Annotated in this window: 15 protein-coding genes; 11 read left to right on the plus strand and 4 right to left on the minus strand. The window is 71.2% G+C overall.

Features of this window, described 5'->3' with window-relative positions; genetic code table 11:
- The first annotated feature begins 25 nt into the window (after nt 1-25).
- Complete coding sequence (locus ACFXB5_RS34550; protein ID WP_385215479.1) at nt 26-1,018, plus strand: aldo/keto reductase; 993 nt, start codon at nt 26-28, stop codon at nt 1,016-1,018.
- Here the strand turns inward: ACFXB5_RS34550 and ACFXB5_RS34555 are convergent.
- Complete coding sequence (locus tag ACFXB5_RS34555; protein WP_385215482.1) at nt 1,015-1,188, minus strand: hypothetical protein; 174 nt, start codon at nt 1,186-1,188, stop codon at nt 1,015-1,017. The two genes, ACFXB5_RS34550 and ACFXB5_RS34555, sit on opposite strands and share 4 nt — an antisense overlap.
- A 607-nt stretch (nt 1,189-1,795) precedes the next feature.
- On the opposite strand from ACFXB5_RS34555, the gene ACFXB5_RS34560 reads away from it, so the two are divergent.
- The 4 genes from ACFXB5_RS34560 (at nt 1,796) to ACFXB5_RS34575 (ending at nt 5,974) form a co-directional block, all read left to right on the plus strand.
- The gene (locus ACFXB5_RS34560; RefSeq protein WP_385215484.1) at nt 1,796-2,821 is read left to right on the plus strand and encodes an amidohydrolase family protein; all 1,026 of its coding nucleotides are present in this window, start codon (nt 1,796-1,798) and stop codon (nt 2,819-2,821) included.
- A 76-nt stretch (nt 2,822-2,897) separates the two neighbouring features.
- Nucleotides 2,898-3,818 (plus strand): amidohydrolase family protein, encoded by a 921-nt coding sequence (locus tag ACFXB5_RS34565; protein ID WP_385215487.1) that lies wholly within the window; start codon nt 2,898-2,900, stop codon nt 3,816-3,818.
- A 71-nt stretch (nt 3,819-3,889) separates the two neighbouring features.
- On the plus strand, nt 3,890-5,242 hold the full coding sequence (locus ACFXB5_RS34570; RefSeq protein WP_385215490.1) for an MFS transporter: 1,353 nt from the start codon (nt 3,890-3,892) through the stop codon (nt 5,240-5,242).
- Between the two features lie 45 nt (nt 5,243-5,287).
- Nucleotides 5,288-5,974: an ATP-binding protein gene (locus tag ACFXB5_RS34575; RefSeq protein ID WP_385215492.1), complete on the plus strand. Its 687-nt coding sequence runs from the start codon at nt 5,288-5,290 to the stop codon at nt 5,972-5,974.
- Between the two features lie 185 nt (nt 5,975-6,159).
- On the opposite strand, the gene ACFXB5_RS34580 is transcribed toward ACFXB5_RS34575, so the two are convergent.
- On the minus strand, nt 6,160-6,942 hold the full coding sequence (locus ACFXB5_RS34580) for a SigE family RNA polymerase sigma factor (RefSeq protein ID WP_385215494.1): 783 nt from the start codon (nt 6,940-6,942) through the stop codon (nt 6,160-6,162).
- A gap of 201 nt (nt 6,943-7,143) precedes the next feature.
- On the opposite strand from ACFXB5_RS34580, the gene afsQ1 reads away from it, so the two are divergent.
- The 5 genes from afsQ1 to ACFXB5_RS34605 all read left to right on the plus strand — a co-directional run bounded on the left by afsQ1 (nt 7,144) and on the right by ACFXB5_RS34605 (nt 11,117).
- Nucleotides 7,144-7,821: a two-component system response regulator AfsQ1 gene (gene afsQ1, locus ACFXB5_RS34585; protein ID WP_201852270.1), complete on the plus strand. Its 678-nt coding sequence runs from the start codon at nt 7,144-7,146 to the stop codon at nt 7,819-7,821.
- Between the two features lie 214 nt (nt 7,822-8,035).
- Nucleotides 8,036-9,553, plus strand: coding sequence for an ATP-binding protein (locus ACFXB5_RS34590; protein ID WP_385215518.1), 1,518 nt, complete (start codon nt 8,036-8,038; stop codon nt 9,551-9,553).
- Complete coding sequence (locus tag ACFXB5_RS34595; protein WP_385215498.1) at nt 9,550-10,164, plus strand: hypothetical protein; 615 nt, start codon at nt 9,550-9,552, stop codon at nt 10,162-10,164. Before ACFXB5_RS34590 ends, ACFXB5_RS34595 begins: the two co-directional genes overlap by 4 nt.
- 113 nt (nt 10,165-10,277) lie before the next feature.
- Nucleotides 10,278-10,853 (plus strand): VanZ family protein, encoded by a 576-nt coding sequence (locus ACFXB5_RS34600; protein WP_385215501.1) that lies wholly within the window; start codon nt 10,278-10,280, stop codon nt 10,851-10,853.
- Nucleotides 10,854-10,913: 60 nt separating this feature from the next.
- On the plus strand, nt 10,914-11,117 hold the full coding sequence (locus ACFXB5_RS34605; protein WP_256650420.1) for a PspC domain-containing protein: 204 nt from the start codon (nt 10,914-10,916) through the stop codon (nt 11,115-11,117).
- A gap of 110 nt (nt 11,118-11,227) precedes the next feature.
- Here the strand turns inward: ACFXB5_RS34605 and ACFXB5_RS34610 are convergent, their stop codons facing one another.
- Together ACFXB5_RS34610 and ACFXB5_RS34615 are read right to left on the minus strand one after the other, a co-directional pair.
- Nucleotides 11,228-11,470: an ATP-binding protein gene (locus ACFXB5_RS34610; RefSeq protein WP_385215505.1), complete on the minus strand. Its 243-nt coding sequence runs from the start codon at nt 11,468-11,470 to the stop codon at nt 11,228-11,230.
- A 124-nt stretch (nt 11,471-11,594) separates the two neighbouring features.
- The gene (locus ACFXB5_RS34615; protein ID WP_385215508.1) at nt 11,595-12,761 is read right to left on the minus strand and encodes an adenosine deaminase; all 1,167 of its coding nucleotides are present in this window, start codon (nt 12,759-12,761) and stop codon (nt 11,595-11,597) included.
- Between the two features lie 104 nt (nt 12,762-12,865).
- Between ACFXB5_RS34615 and ACFXB5_RS34620 the strand changes: the two genes are divergently transcribed.
- Complete coding sequence (locus tag ACFXB5_RS34620) at nt 12,866-13,630, plus strand: alpha/beta hydrolase (protein ID WP_385215510.1); 765 nt, start codon at nt 12,866-12,868, stop codon at nt 13,628-13,630.
- The last annotated feature ends 236 nt before the right edge of the window (nt 13,631-13,866 follow it).

Raw genomic sequence — 13,866 nt, forward strand, 5'->3', positions numbered from 1 at the left:
CGCCGGGCAGGAGGAGTATCCACGCATGATCACCCGAACCACGCTCGGCGCGCCCGGTCTCACCGTCAGCGCGATGGGCCTGGGGTGCATGGGGATGAGCGAGAGCTATGGCGCCGCCGACTGGGACGGCGGCCTGGCCACCATCGACCGGGCCCTGGAGCTGGGCATCACGTTCCTGGACACCGCCGACGCCTACGGCACCGGGCACAACGAGGTGCTGGTGGGCCGGGCCATCCACGGCCGCCGGGACCAGGTGCAGCTGGCCACCAAGTTCGGCATCGACCGCAGTGCCGGCGACCGGGCACGCCGCATCCGCGGTGCCCGGGACTACGTGCTGCGCTCCTGCGACGCCTCGCTGCTGCGGCTGGGCGTCGAGGTGATCGACCTGTACTACGCCCACCGCCCGCCCCAGGACGTGGAGATCGAGGAGACCGTCGGGGCGATGGCCGAGCTGGTCGAGGCGGGCAAGGTCCGCCATCTGGGCCTGTCCGAGGTCGACGGCGAGCTGCTGCGCCGGGCGCACGCGGTGCACCCGATCACCGCGGTGCAGAGCGAGTACTCGCTGTGGACCCGCGACGTCGAGGCGGTCACCCCGGTGATGGCCGAGCTGGGGGTCGGGCTGGTGCCGTACTCGCCGCTGGGGCGGGGGTTCCTGACCGGCGCCCTGGACCGCTCCACACTGGGCGAGAAGGACTTCCGGCGCACCAACCCCCGCTTCGCCGGCGAGGCGGGCGAGGCCAACGAGAAGATCGCGCAGACCGTGCGCGAGGTGGCCGACCGGCTGGGTGCCACCCCGGCCCAGGTGGCGCTGGCCTGGGTGTACGCCCAGGCCGAGCGGCTCGGGGTGGCGGTGGCGACCATTCCGGGCACCCGCAGCCCGGCCCGGCTGGAGCAGAACGCGGCCGCGCTGGAGCTCACCCTGGACGCCGAGGCGCTGGCCGCGCTGGACCCGCTGAGCGACCAGGTGCTGGGCGAGCGCTACACCCCCGCGCACACCGCTGAGGTCGCTCGGGGTTAGCCGGTGGGCTCGACGCGCAGGACGTCCAGCTCGACGACGTCGTTGACGTCGCGCCCACCGGTGACCTCGCCGGTCACGACCAGCCGGGGACCGCTGGTCCAGAGCCCACGCTCCGCTTCGCCCCTGAACCCCGGGAGACCGATAAGCCGACCGTCACGCCCCGCACACATCCGAGCCGTCCAGCCGGGGGCCGGGGCGGAGCCCCGGGGCCACTCCGGCCCTGGACCCCGGGGGCCGACAAACCGACCATCGCCGCGATCAGCTCACCGGCCCGGAGCGCCGACCGCGCCACCCGCGACCCAGCCAGGATCTGGGCGAAGCCCCAGTTCCGCTCCACCCCTGGACCCCAACGGGCCGACAAGCCGACCATCGCCGCGATCAGCCCACCGGCCAGCGCCCGGACCACGCCACCCGCGACCCAGCCAGGGTCTGGGGCGGAGCCCCAGTTCCGCTCCCCCCTGGACCCCAACGGGTCGACGAGCCGACCATCGCCGCGGTCAGCTCACCGGCCAGCGCCCCGACCACGCCACCCGCGACCCGACCGGGGTCTGGGGCGGAGCCCCAGTTTCGGGAAGGGGCGGGGAGGGGACCAGCCCGCCGCAGGCGTCACGATCCGCCCGACACCCCCTGGACCCACCCCCGCTCCTCCTTCCGCACCGAGCGCCCCCGCGCCGTCCGCACCCCAGACATCGCAGGGGCATTTTTCGTCGCACATATTGTCAACAATTTCATCGACAGTTAGGTTGCGAGGAACCGCACGCCACGAAGGAACAGCGAATGATCATCGACTGCCATGGCCACTACACCACCGCGCCCCCGGCGCTGGAGGCATGGCGCACCCAGCAGATCAACGGACTCACCGACCCCGCCCGCACCCCCTCCCGCGCCGACCTCCGCATCGGCGACGACGAGCTCCGCCGGAGCATCGAGCCGAATCAGCTCCGGCTGATGGACGAGCGCGGCATCGACCTGACGGTCTTCTCGCCCCGGGCGTCCTTCATGGCCCACCACATCGGTGATCTCCACACCTCCGCCGAGTGGGCGACGCTCTGCAACGAGCTCTGCTTCCGTGTCGGCGAGCTCTACCCGGAGCGCTTCGCCCCCGCCGCGATGCTCCCGCAGTCGCCGGGCGTCGATCCGGCCACCTGTGTGCCCGAACTGGTCCGCTGTGTGGAGGAGTTCGGGGCCGTGGCGGTCAACCTCAACCCCGATCCCTCGGGCGGCCACTGGACGGCCCCGCCGCTGACCGACCGCTCGTGGTACCCGATCTACGAAAAGCTGGTGGAGTACGACGTTCCGGCGATGGTGCACGTGAGCACCAGCGTGAACCCCGCCTTCCACACCACCGGGGCGCACTACCTCAACGCCGATACGACGGTGTTCATGCAGCTCGTGCAGGGCGATCTGTTCGCCGACTTCCCCACCCTGCGGCTGATCATCCCGCATGGCGGCGGCGCCGTTCCGTATCACTGGGGCCGGTTCCGCGGACTGGCGATGGCTTTGGGCAAGCCGCCCCTGGAGGAGCATGTCCTGGGCAATGTCTTCTTCGACACCTGCGTCTACCACCAGCCCGGTATCGACCTGCTCTTCGACGTCATCCCGGCCCGGAACATCCTCTTCGCCTCGGAGATGATCGGCGCCGTCCGCGACATCGACCCCCGGACGGGCCGGCACTTCGACGACACTCGCCGCTACGCCGAGGCCGCCGGGCTCCCCGCGGACGAGTTGACCGGCATCTTCGAACGCAATGCCCGCACCGTCTACCCCCGTCTGGACGCCCTGCTGACGAAGCAGAGCCGCTGAGATGACGCGCACGTCCGTCGATCGGCCCGGGTTCCCCAATGACCGCGGGGCCGCCCACCCGTCCAGAGGAGCCCTCATGAGCACGCTCTCCCCCAAGACCCCGGGCTGGCTGGACTGGCACCCCGATCCGTCCCGGCCCGCCTTCGCCCTGCCGCCGGGCACCGTCGACACCCACTGCCATGTCTTCGGCCCGCAGGCCGCGTTCCCCTTCGCGCCCGAGCGGAAGTACACGCCCTGCGACGGCGGCAAGGATGACCTCTTCGCCCTCCGCGACCACCTCGGGGTGGCCCGTAACGTGATCGTCCAGGCGACCTGTCACGGCGCGGACAACAGCGCCATGGTCGACGCCGTCCAGGCGTCCGGCGGCCGGGCGCGTGGCATCGCGACCGTACGCCCGGATGTCACCGACGCCGAGCTGCGCCGGCTGGACGCGGCGGGGGTGCGCGGGGTGCGCTTCACCTTCCTGAGGCGGCTGGCCGACGCGGCGCCCCAGGACGCGCTGGCCGCCGTCGCCCGGCGGATCGCCCCGCTCGGCTGGCATGTCGTCCTCTATTTCGAAGGCGCCGACCTGCCCGAGCTGGAACGTTTCTTCAGTTCCCTGCCCACCCCGCTCGTCGTGGACCACATGGGACGCCCGGACGTGACCGAACCGGCGGACGGGCCGGGCTTCACCCGCTTCCTGCGGTTCGCCGAACGCGATGACGTATGGGTCAAGGTGACCTGCCCCGAGCGCCTCAGCGTCACCGGGCCCCCGGCCCTGAACGCCGAGCCACACCCGTACCCGGATGTGGTGCCCTTCGCCCGCCGCGCGATCGAGGAGTTCCCCGACCGGGTGCTGTGGGGCACGGACTGGCCGCATCCCAACCTCACCGCCCATATGCCCGACGACGGGCTGCTGGCCGACTACGTGCCCCAGGTGGCGGTCACCGCCGAGCAGCGGCGGAAGCTGCTGGTCGACAACCCCATGCGGCTCTACTGGCCCGGCGAAGGCGCCTGACCCCGTTTCCCTGCGACACCGCCGAACCCCCCGCTCCGTCCCCCTCCCCGCCTCTTCGACAAGGGCCGCCCATGCAGCACTCCAACGCGGTGAACCGGCTGGACAGACTCCCCATCTCCCGGTTCCACAAGATCACCTTGCTGGCCGTCTCGTTCGCCTACTTCTTCGAGTTCGCGGACATCAACACCTTCGCCACCACCGCTCCCCAGCTCATCGACCTCTGGGGCATCACGGTCGATCAGATCGCCTACGTGACCTCGCTGTCGTTCGTCGGCATGTTCATCGGCTCCGTGGTCGCGAGCACCCTCGCCGACCGCTGGGGCCGCAAGAAGGCGCTGATCCAGACCACGCTGTGGTTCGGGGTCTTCTCGCTCGCCTCGGCCTTCTCCTGGGACGTCGTGTCGCTGGGCGTCTTCCGGGTGCTGACCTCGGCGGGGCTGTCCGCGATGACCGTCGTGGCGGTGATCTACGTCAACGAGATGTATCCGTCCGCCGTACGCGGCAAGTACCAGGCGTACGCCATCGTCATCGGCATCTGCGGCACCCCGGCCACCAACCTCATCGCCAGCGCCGTCGTACCGCTCAGCGACTGGTCCTGGCGGCTGGTCTATCTGTGGGGCTCGCTCGGCCTCCTCTTCGTCTTCTTCACCCGGCACCTCAAGGAGTCCCCCCGCTGGTACGAGAGCAGGGGCGAGTACGAAGCCGCCGAGGCGGTCCTCGGCGAGATCGAGGCCTGGGTCGCCGCCGAGAAGGGCCCGCTCCCCGAGCCCGCGCCGCCGATCGACGAGACCCGCCCCGCCAAGGCGTCGCCCCGCCTCCTCCTGAAGAAGCGGTACCTCGGGCCGACCGCGCTGCTCACCGTCCTGTGGGTGACCCAGACCATCGGCTTCTTCGGCTACTCGAGCTGGGCGCCAACCCTGCTGGCCAAGGAGGGTTTCAGCGTCGAGAAGTCGGTCTTCTACGTGGCGCTCACCACCGTGGGCGCGCCGCTCGGCTCGTTCCTGGCCTCCCTGGTCACCGACCGGTTCGAGCGCAAATGGTGTCTGGTGGCCTTCGGCGCGGTGATCGCGCTGTGCGGTCTGCTGTACGGGCTGACCTTCAACCCGGCGCTGATCGTGGTCTTCGGCTTCCTGGTGAACCTCTTCGAGCGCGGCTACACGGCCCTGGGGTACGCCTACTCCCCCGAACTCTTCGACACCCGCGGCCGCTCGCTGGGAACGGGCGTCTCCTACGGGCTCGGGCGGCTCTCGAACGCCGCGGGGCCGCTGATCATCGCGGCCCTCTACCACGGCACCGGCTATCAGAGCGTCTTCTTCTTCATCGCGGGCACCTGGCTCCTGGGCGCCCTCGTCCTGGCGGTCTTCGGCCCCCGGACCCGCCCGGCCCGTACGGCGGCGGCGGAGCGGCCACGCGCGGTCGTGTGACGGCGGGACCGGGCCGCGTAGTCCGTGAGGTCGACGGCCAGGTCGATGGTTACGCGGGGGTCACTCGGGCGAAAGGATGCGTCACACTGGTGTTCCGTGACCAGCCAACCGCCTTCCGCCCGTGTCGTCCTGCTCTCCGGCCCCTCGGGTTCGGGCAAGTCCTCCCTCGCGACCCGCACCGGGCTGCCCGTGCTCAACCTCGACGACTTCTACAAGGAGGGCGGCGACCCGACGCTCCCCCAACTCCCCGACGGCGGGGGCGCCGACTGGGACTCGCCGCTGTCCTGGGACGCGGACGCGGCGGTCGCGGCCATCGAGGAGCTGTGCCGTACGTCCCGTACGACCGTGCCGCTGTACGACATCGCCACCAGCGCCCGCGTCGGCGAGGAGGCGCTGGGCCTCGGGCGGTCGCCGCTGTTCATCGCCGAGGGGATCTTCGCCGCCGACATCGTCGGGCGGTGTGCCGATCTCGGCGTGCTCGCGGACGCGATCTGTCTGCGCGGCCGCCCGTCCACCACGTTCCGGCGCAGGCTGCTGCGCGATCTGCGGGAGGGCCGTAAGCCCGCGCTCTACCTGCTGCGGCGCGGCTGGCGGCTGATGCGCGCGGAGCGCGGGATCGTGGCCCGGCAGACGGCACTGGGCGCGTACGCGTGCGGCAAGGACGTGGCGCTGGGCCGGATAGCGACGGCGGGAGAGCGGATCCCCGCCTCCGGCCAGAAGGCGTCCGTATAGCCACGCGGCCACGCGGCCACGCAGGCACGCAGGCACGCAGGCACGCAGGCAAAAAGGTGCGAGGCCGGACATCCCCCCTCGGCTGTCCGGCCTCGCACCTGTTTCCCCCGTGCTCCCCCGATTTCTCCCTCCCATTTCCCCCGTATCCCCCGATTTTCCCCCGCCTTCGATCGTCCCCGCCGCCGTCAGGCGACCAGTTCGCCGAAGGACTCCTCCTCGTCACGGCCGAAGCTGAGGGCCTCGTCCTCGCGCAGCCGGCGCAGCGAGCGCCAGATGCTGCTCTTGACCGTTCCGACACTGATGTTCAGGATGTCCGCGATTTCCGGATCCGTCCGACCCTCGTAGTAGCGCAGCACCAGCATCGTGCGCTGCAGCTCGGGGAGCCGGGCCAGGGCCTGCCACAGCACGGTGCGCAGTTCGGTGCCGCGCATCGCGTCGTGGTCGCCGACCGTCTCCGGCAGCTCCTCCGTCGGGTACTCGTTGAGCTTGCGCCGACGCCAGGCGCTGATGTGCAGATTGGTCATGGTGCGGCGCAGATAGCCGCCGACCGCCGCCTTGTCACTGATCCGGTCCCAGGCCCGGTAGGTCGAGAACAGCGCGCTCTGCAGCAGGTCCTCGGCCTCGAAGCGGTCACCGGTCAGGTGGTAGGCGGTTGCGTACAGGGAGGCGCGGCGCTCCTGGACGTAGGCGGTGAACTCCGCCTCCGACGTGCTGCGCCGCTCCCCCTCTGCCTCCCCGTACGAGCCTCCCCCGTGGCCCCCCGGTCCCCCGTTGTCCCCCCCGAGGCCGTGACCGGCCTCCTCGTCCCCCGTGATCGCGTCAATGGCCACCATGTAAGGAGGCCGCTGACGCCCGGCGCCGCGAGCGCACCCCCGCCCGCTCACGGCACCGGACTTCTCATTGCTCCGTCCGGCGTCGTGGAGGCGCGTGCGAACTGCGCTGATGGTGGAGAAGTGCAGTGTGCTCATTTCGCGCCCCCCGTCGATGGAGCCTGGTCGGTCTGGCTTCTGGCTGCCCCGGCCGGTGTCGTTCCGCCCGGTGCACAGAAGACTTTGCCGGGCCAGTTTCATGGGGGTGTCTGTCGACTGTCACAGGCTCGTCACAGGCGATCGAGCCGATAAACCCCTGACGGTCGAACTACAGGCCCCTTGTAGGCCAGAATGACCAACGTGCCTTTCCTGTTGCTGATCGAGGACGACGACGCCATCCGCACGGCCCTCGAACTCTCGCTGTCTCGCCAGGGCCACCGTGTGGCGACCGCGGCGACGGGCGAGGACGGCCTGAAACTGCTGCGTGAGCAGCGGCCGGATCTGATCGTGCTCGATGTGATGCTGCCCGGGATCGACGGCTTCGAGGTGTGCCGCCGGATCCGCCGTACCGACCAGTTGCCGATCATCCTGCTGACCGCGCGCAGCGATGACATCGACGTCGTGGTCGGCCTGGAGTCCGGTGCCGACGACTACGTGGTCAAACCCGTGCAGGGCCGGGTGCTGGACGCCCGGATCCGCGCGGTGCTGCGGCGCGGGGAGCGGGAGGCCAATGACTCCGCGGCCTTCGGCAGTCTGCTGATCGACCGCGCGGCCATGACGGTTACCAAGAACGGCGAGGATCTCCAGCTCACCCCCACCGAGCTGCGGCTTCTGCTGGAGCTCAGCCGCCGTCCGGGGCAGGCGCTGTCCCGGCAGCAGCTGTTGCGGCTGGTGTGGGAGCACGACTACCTCGGCGACTCGCGGCTGGTCGACGCATGCGTACAGCGGCTGCGCGCGAAGGTGGAGGACGTGCCGTCGTCGCCGACGCTGATCCGTACGGTGCGCGGGGTCGGATACCGGCTGGACGCGCCACAGTGAGCGACGCACGTGCGGCCGCCGGGCCGCGGACGACTGCGATGTCCGCACCTTCGCCGCACGGGCGGAGAAGCGAACGGATCAGCGCAGTGAGCAATATGTGCGTCGCGCACGGGGGCGGAGAAGTACGGAATTGAGCGCAGTGAGCGACGAGCCCGGTCGGGCCCGGGGCTGGGCCGCGGGGCTCTTGCGGTGGTTCAGCCTCCGGCTGCGGCTGATGCTGGTCTTCGGCCTGGTGGCGCTGACCGCCGCCGTGTCCGCGTCCGCCATCGCGTACTGGCTGAACCGGGACGCGGTGCTGACCCGTACCCAGGACTCGGCGCTGGACGAGTTCCGCAAGGCCCTGAAGGACGACACCGACCCGCTGCCCTCCCTCCCCACCTGTTCCGAATTGCGGGAGGCGGCGGGCCGTATGGCGGACAACACTCAGAAGTACGAGGTGCTGCTGATCACCCGGACGAAGGACACCGGAAGCTGCCCGGCGGCCTCGGACAAGGATCTGTTCACCCTCGATGTGGTGCCCTCCGCGCTGCGGCGCGCGGTGGACGAGAAGCGCCCGGTGGGCAAGGGGAACACCTCCCCCTACCACCTCTACTGGCAGCGGATCACGCTGGGCGGCACCCCGTACCTGGTCGGCGGGGCCAAGGTGAACGGCGGCGGGCCGACCGGCTACATGCTCAAGTCCCTCGACACCGAGCGTCAGGATCTGAACTCCCTGGCCTGGTCGCTGGGGATCGCCACCGGGCTCGCGCTCATCGGCGCCGCGCTGCTGGCGCAGGCCGCCGCGGCCACGGTGCTGCGGCCGGTGCAGCGGCTCGGGGAGGCGGCGCACCGGCTGGGCGAGGGGCATCTCGACACCCGGCTGCAGGTCTCCGGCTCCGATGAGCTGGCCAATCTCTCCCACACCTTCAACCGGGCCGCGGAGCGGCTGCAGAAGCGGGTGGCGGAGCTGTCCGCGCGGGAGGCGTCCAGCCGGCGCTTCGTCGCGGACATGTCGCATGAGCTGCGGACCCCGCTCACCGCGATCACGGCCGTCACGGAGGTGCTGGAGGAGGAGGCCGACTCGCTCGACCCGATGATCGCTCCGGCGGTGCAGCTGGTGGTGAGCGAGACCCGGCGGCTGAACGACCTGGTGGAGAACCTGATGGAGGTGACCCGCTTCGACGCGGGCACGGCCCGGCTGGTGCTCGACGATGTCGATGTCGCCGACCAGGTGACGGCGTGCATCGACGCCCGCGCCTGGCTGGACGCGGTGGAGCTGGACGCGGCGCGCGGGATCGTGGCCCGGCTGGATCCCCGGCGGCTGGATGTGATCCTGGCGAATCTGATCGGGAACGCGCTCAAGCACGGTGGCTCGCCGGTGCGGGTCTCGGTGCGCACCGACGGCGATGAGCTGCTGATCAAGGTCCGGGACCACGGTTCGGGCATCCCCGAGGATGTGCTGCCGCATGTCTTCGACCGCTTCTACAAGGCGAGCGCGTCCCGCCCCCGCTCGGAGGGCAGCGGGCTCGGGCTGTCGATCGCGATGGAGAACGCGCATATCCACGGCGGCGACATCAGCGCCGCGAACTCGCCGGAGGGCGGCGCCGTCTTTACACTGCGGCTGCCGATGGACGCCTCCCGGATCGCCTCCGACGAGGCCGAGGACGAGCGCGACGGCTCCCCCGGGACCGAGCGCGACGACGGCGGCGCCAGGGGCAAGGGCACGGGCCGGGACGAGGAGGGCAGGCCATGAGCGCGCGCTGGACCCGGTCGGCCGCCCTTCTGCTGACCGGCGCGGTCGCACTGCTGGCGGCCGGGTGCGGGATACGGGGCACCTCGGTGCCGGTGGACGCGGGGGCCGCGCCCTCGCGGGCGTCCTGCCGGGCGCCGGAGTCGGAGCGGGCCGCCGACGGGATGGGCCGGGTCTCCGTACGGATCTATCTGCTGTGCTCCTCGCGGATCCTGTCGGTGAGCCGGACCACCCGGCAGGGCGACGAGAAGACGGCCCGGGAGCCGGTGCGGGTCGCCCGGGCGCTGCTGGAGCAGCTGCGGCTGCCGCCGTCGGCGGCCGAGGTGTCGGCCGGGTTCTCCACGGCGGTCGAGGACTGGGTGGAGATCTCCGGTCCGGCCAAGGGCGACCCGGACAGCGCGCTGCGGCTGAACCGGCCGCCGGAGGAGATCCAGTCCCTGGCGCTCGCCCAGATCGTCTGCACCTTCGCGGACACCACGGTGGCCGGCGACGACGGCAAGGTGGTGCTCGGCGGCCCGGACAGCCAGCGGGATCCGCTCAAGGCGTACCAGTGCACCGAGGAGATGCGCCGCAATCCGATGATCGCGGTCACCTCCGGGGTACTGGTGTCCTGATTCGTTACCTGTCGGTACCGCCCCGTCCCAGGTCGGCGACTTGTCGGTAACAAGGTGCTGACCAGCGGGGCGGGGGCGGAACCGCGACCCCCGCGTACGGCGTCCTGATTTTTGTGCAGGGTCCTTTCGGCCGCAGGGCCGCCTTCCGCTACCGCGTCGCGGGCTTCGCGCTCCTCGTGGCCCATCTCGCGTTCGTCTGCTGGCTGACCCTGCGACCGGTGAACGTCCCCTGGGTGTCTGCGGCGACCCTCGAACCACTGGCCACCATCCGCGCCGATCTGGCGCTCAGCCCCTGGTCGGCCGCCCGTTCCATCGGGGGCGGGCTGCTGCTGCTCGCGCCGCTCGGGGTGCTGCTGCCGCTGGCCGGAGGCCGGGTGGAGGCGTATCCGCTCGCCTCGCTGATCCGTACGGCCTTCACGGGGGCGATGGTGGCCATGGGGTTCGCGCTGCTGCGCAGCGAGGTGACCGGGCAGATCATGAACGTGGACACGGTGCTGCTGAACACCGTCGGCGTCGCCCTCGCGCATGTGCTGGTGGTCCCAGCCGTACGGGCGTGGCTCCGCCGCCGGGCCGACCGGGGCCGGATGGCCCCCCTCCCCCGGAACGACGGCGCCCAGGCCCCGACCCCGACGATTCCCAGGGTCGGGATCGCACCGTGGAGCGACGTCTCCTCCAGCTCGCGGACATAGCGTCGAGGACATCGGGAACCAGCTCTTCCCGAGCCCACCCGACGACGAGGAGTGCCCATCATGGCCGCACCGCTGGTCCGCCCCCGCCACGACAAGAAGATCGCCGGTGTCTGTGCCGGTCTCGCCCGGCGCTTCGGGACCACCCCGACGACGATGCGGGTGCTCTTCGTGGTCTCGTGTCTGCTGCCGGGGCCGCAGTTCCTGCTCTATCTCGCGCTGTGGTTCCTGCTTCCGGCGGAGGACGCCTACCGCGAGGCATGGTGACCTTCTCGCGCCGACGCCGCGGCGTAACCCCGCATACCCACCCATACGGAAATGGCCGGGCCGCACACCCCCTTCGGGATGTGCGGCCCGGCCGTGTGCCCAGGCGGGGTTCAGCCGAGCTTGACGAGGCCGAGGCTGCCCAGCGGGAGCTGGCTCAGCATGCCCTGGGCGGGCTTGGCCTGGGGGGCGGCGGGCCTCGCCGCGGGCTGACCGGCGGTGGGCTGCCCCGGGGCGGCGACACTGCCCGCGGAGCCACCGGGGACCGGCGCCGCGGACGCGGCGCTGCCTCCGGCGACGACGGCGGCGGCACCGAGGGCAATGACACCGAGAGTCTTGAGGGTTCCCTGCTTCATCAGAAATCTGTCCTTGAGACGGGGGCTTGACCGATACGGAAACGTAGCCCTGGATTTCGGCTGCCCGCAAACACCGAAAACGGCCTCCGTTACCCCGCCCAGGTCGTGCGCCGGGTGCGCCCGCTCAGCTGCCCTTGGGTGCGGAATCCCTGGTCACGGCCGACGCGGAGGCCACATCGCGGAACAGCCATTCGGACTTCAACTCGGCGTATCCGGGCTTGATCACGTCACTGATCATCGCCAGACGTTCGTCAAAAGGAATGAATGCCGATTTCATTGCATTGACCGTGAACCATTGCATGTCGTCGAGCGTGTAATGGAACGTTGATACAAGATGCTGGAATTCCCCGCTCATGCTCGTCCCGCTCATCAGACGATTATCCGTATTCACGGTGGCACGGAAATGCAGCCGGCGGAGCAGCCCGATGGGGTGCTCGGCGTAGGAACTGGCCGCGCCGGTCTGGAGGTTGGAGCTCGGGCACAGCTCCAGCGGGATGCGCTTGTCACGGACGTACGAGGCGAGGCGACCGAGGGTGAGGGAGCCGTCGTCCCCGACCTCGATGTCGTCGATGATGCGGACGCCGTGGCCCAGCCGGTCGGCGCCGCACCACTGGAGCGCCTGCCAGATGGACGGCAGTCCGAACGCCTCGCCCGCGTGGATCGTGAAGTGGTTGTTCTCCCGCTTCAGATACTCGAAGGCGTCCAGGTGGCGGGTGGGCGGAAAACCGGCCTCGGCGCCCGCGATGTCGAAGCCGACCACGCCCAGGTCGCGGTAGCGGTTGGCGAGTTCGGCGATCTCCAGGGCGCGGGCCGCGTGGCGCATCGCGGTCAGCAGCGCGCCGACGCGGATGCGGTGGCCGTTCTCCCAGGCCCGTCGCTCACCCTCGCGGAAGCCCTCGTTGACCGCCTCGACGACCTGCTCCAGGGCCAGCCCGCCCTCCAGGTGCTGCTCGGGGGCGTAGCGGATCTCGGCGTAGACGACGCCGTCCTCGGCGAGGTCTTCGGCGCATTCGGCGGCGACCCTGACGAGCGCGTCGCGGGTCTGCATCACACCGACGGTGTGGGAGAAGGTCTCCAGATAGCGCTCCAGCGACCCGGAGTCCGCCGCCTCGCGGAACCAGATGCCCAGCTTGTCGGGCTCGGTCTCCGGGAGCGCGTCGTACCCGGTCTCCCTCGCGAGGTCGACGATGGTGCCCGGGCGCAGCCCACCGTCGAGGTGGTCGTGCAGCAGCACCTTGGGGGCACGGCGGATCTGTTCGGGGGTGGGCTCATGGGTGTGCTCGCTCGTCATCTGGGCAGCGTAGCCCCTACGCGCGTAGAACGTGGGGGATAGATACGCAACAGTGACCCGCACGGGTAGTGGAGTACACCAATCCTTCTGCGATCGTTTCTGCCATGGCTCAGCAAGCGTTGCCCGAGCGGGGCGCACGGCTGGGGCGGCCGATGGGCGCGGCCGCCGCGCGAAGGACCGTACACGGTGTGGTGCTGCTGCTCCCCGAGGGGGAGCCCAGCGGGACCAGACGGCCGTCCAGACTCTCGGTGGCCGCCACGCTGCCGCTGGCCCGGCGGCTGGTCCGGGCGGGCCGGGAGGAGGGGCTGGCCGCCCATGTCGTCCACTACCGGTGCCGGGGCTGGAACGGGGCGGCCGCCGATGCCGCGTCCGATGCCACCTGGGCCGTGGAGGAGGTGGTGCGGCGCTACGGCGACGTACCGGTCTGCCTCGTGGGCCACGGCATGGGCGGGCGCGCCGCCCTCCGCGCCGCCGGGCACGAAGCCGTCGCCTCGGTGGTGGCGCTGGCGCCCTGGCTTCCGGCGCCGGACGAGATGCTCGAACCCGAGCCGGTGAAGCAGCTGGTGGGACGGCAGGTGCTGATCGCCCACGGCACGAACGACGAGCGCACCGACCCCGAGCTGTCCTACCGGCTGGCGGAGCGGGCGAAGAAGGCCAACCGCGATGTGTGCCGCTTCGAGGTGCACACCGACGGGCACGGGCTGCATCAGCACCGCTCCGAGGTGCAGGCGCTGGCCGCGGACTTCCTCCTGGGCACCCTCTTCCACTCCGGCTTCTCCCGCCCGGTCGCCGACGCGCTGGCGGCTCCGCCGCCGCTCGGCCTGCGGATGCCGCTGGCGGCGGGCTTCGGGGCGAATCTGGGGCGCTGAGCGCTTGGTTGTGCGCTTGGTTGTGCGCTTGGTTGTGCGCTTGGTTGTGCGCGGGCGCCCAGGCCCCCGTCCGTGCGGCTCCCGCACCGCATGGACGGGGGCCGGACGCGTCGGGGTCCGTGTCCGTCGCCGGGCGCGGCGCGGCCATTGGCCCTGGGGGCCGGGCGGCCAGTGGGGGGCGGGGGGGCCGGGGCCCCGCGCCCCCCCCCCCGGGGCGGGGGCCGCCCCAACCACCG

Source organism: Streptomyces sp. NPDC059455, assembly GCF_042750115.1.
GTDB classification, from domain to species: domain Bacteria; phylum Actinomycetota; class Actinomycetes; order Streptomycetales; family Streptomycetaceae; genus Streptomyces; species Streptomyces endocoffeicus.

What these genes read in the sequence shown, in the direction of transcription:
- ACFXB5_RS34550 (WP_385215479.1), top strand. Translation starts at nt 26, where the DNA reads ATGATCACCCGAACCACGCTCGGCGCGCCCGGTCTCACCGTCAGCGCG.
- ACFXB5_RS34555 (WP_385215482.1), bottom strand. Translation starts at nt 1,188, where the DNA reads ATGTGTGCGGGGCGTGACGGTCGGCTTATCGGTCTCCCGGGGTTCAGG.
- ACFXB5_RS34560 (WP_385215484.1), top strand. Translation starts at nt 1,796, where the DNA reads ATGATCATCGACTGCCATGGCCACTACACCACCGCGCCCCCGGCGCTG.
- ACFXB5_RS34565 (WP_385215487.1), top strand. Translation starts at nt 2,898, where the DNA reads ATGAGCACGCTCTCCCCCAAGACCCCGGGCTGGCTGGACTGGCACCCC.
- ACFXB5_RS34570 (WP_385215490.1), top strand. Translation starts at nt 3,890, where the DNA reads ATGCAGCACTCCAACGCGGTGAACCGGCTGGACAGACTCCCCATCTCC.
- ACFXB5_RS34575 (WP_385215492.1), top strand. Translation starts at nt 5,288, where the DNA reads ATGGTTACGCGGGGGTCACTCGGGCGAAAGGATGCGTCACACTGGTGT.
- ACFXB5_RS34580 (WP_385215494.1), bottom strand. Translation starts at nt 6,942, where the DNA reads ATGAGCACACTGCACTTCTCCACCATCAGCGCAGTTCGCACGCGCCTC.
- ACFXB5_RS34590 (WP_385215518.1), top strand. Translation starts at nt 8,036, where the DNA reads ATGCTGGTCTTCGGCCTGGTGGCGCTGACCGCCGCCGTGTCCGCGTCC.
- ACFXB5_RS34595 (WP_385215498.1), top strand. Translation starts at nt 9,550, where the DNA reads ATGAGCGCGCGCTGGACCCGGTCGGCCGCCCTTCTGCTGACCGGCGCG.
- ACFXB5_RS34605 (WP_256650420.1), top strand. Translation starts at nt 10,914, where the DNA reads ATGGCCGCACCGCTGGTCCGCCCCCGCCACGACAAGAAGATCGCCGGT.
- ACFXB5_RS34610 (WP_385215505.1), bottom strand. Translation starts at nt 11,470, where the DNA reads ATGAAGCAGGGAACCCTCAAGACTCTCGGTGTCATTGCCCTCGGTGCC.
- ACFXB5_RS34615 (WP_385215508.1), bottom strand. Translation starts at nt 12,761, where the DNA reads ATGACGAGCGAGCACACCCATGAGCCCACCCCCGAACAGATCCGCCGT.
- ACFXB5_RS34620 (WP_385215510.1), top strand. Translation starts at nt 12,866, where the DNA reads ATGGCTCAGCAAGCGTTGCCCGAGCGGGGCGCACGGCTGGGGCGGCCG.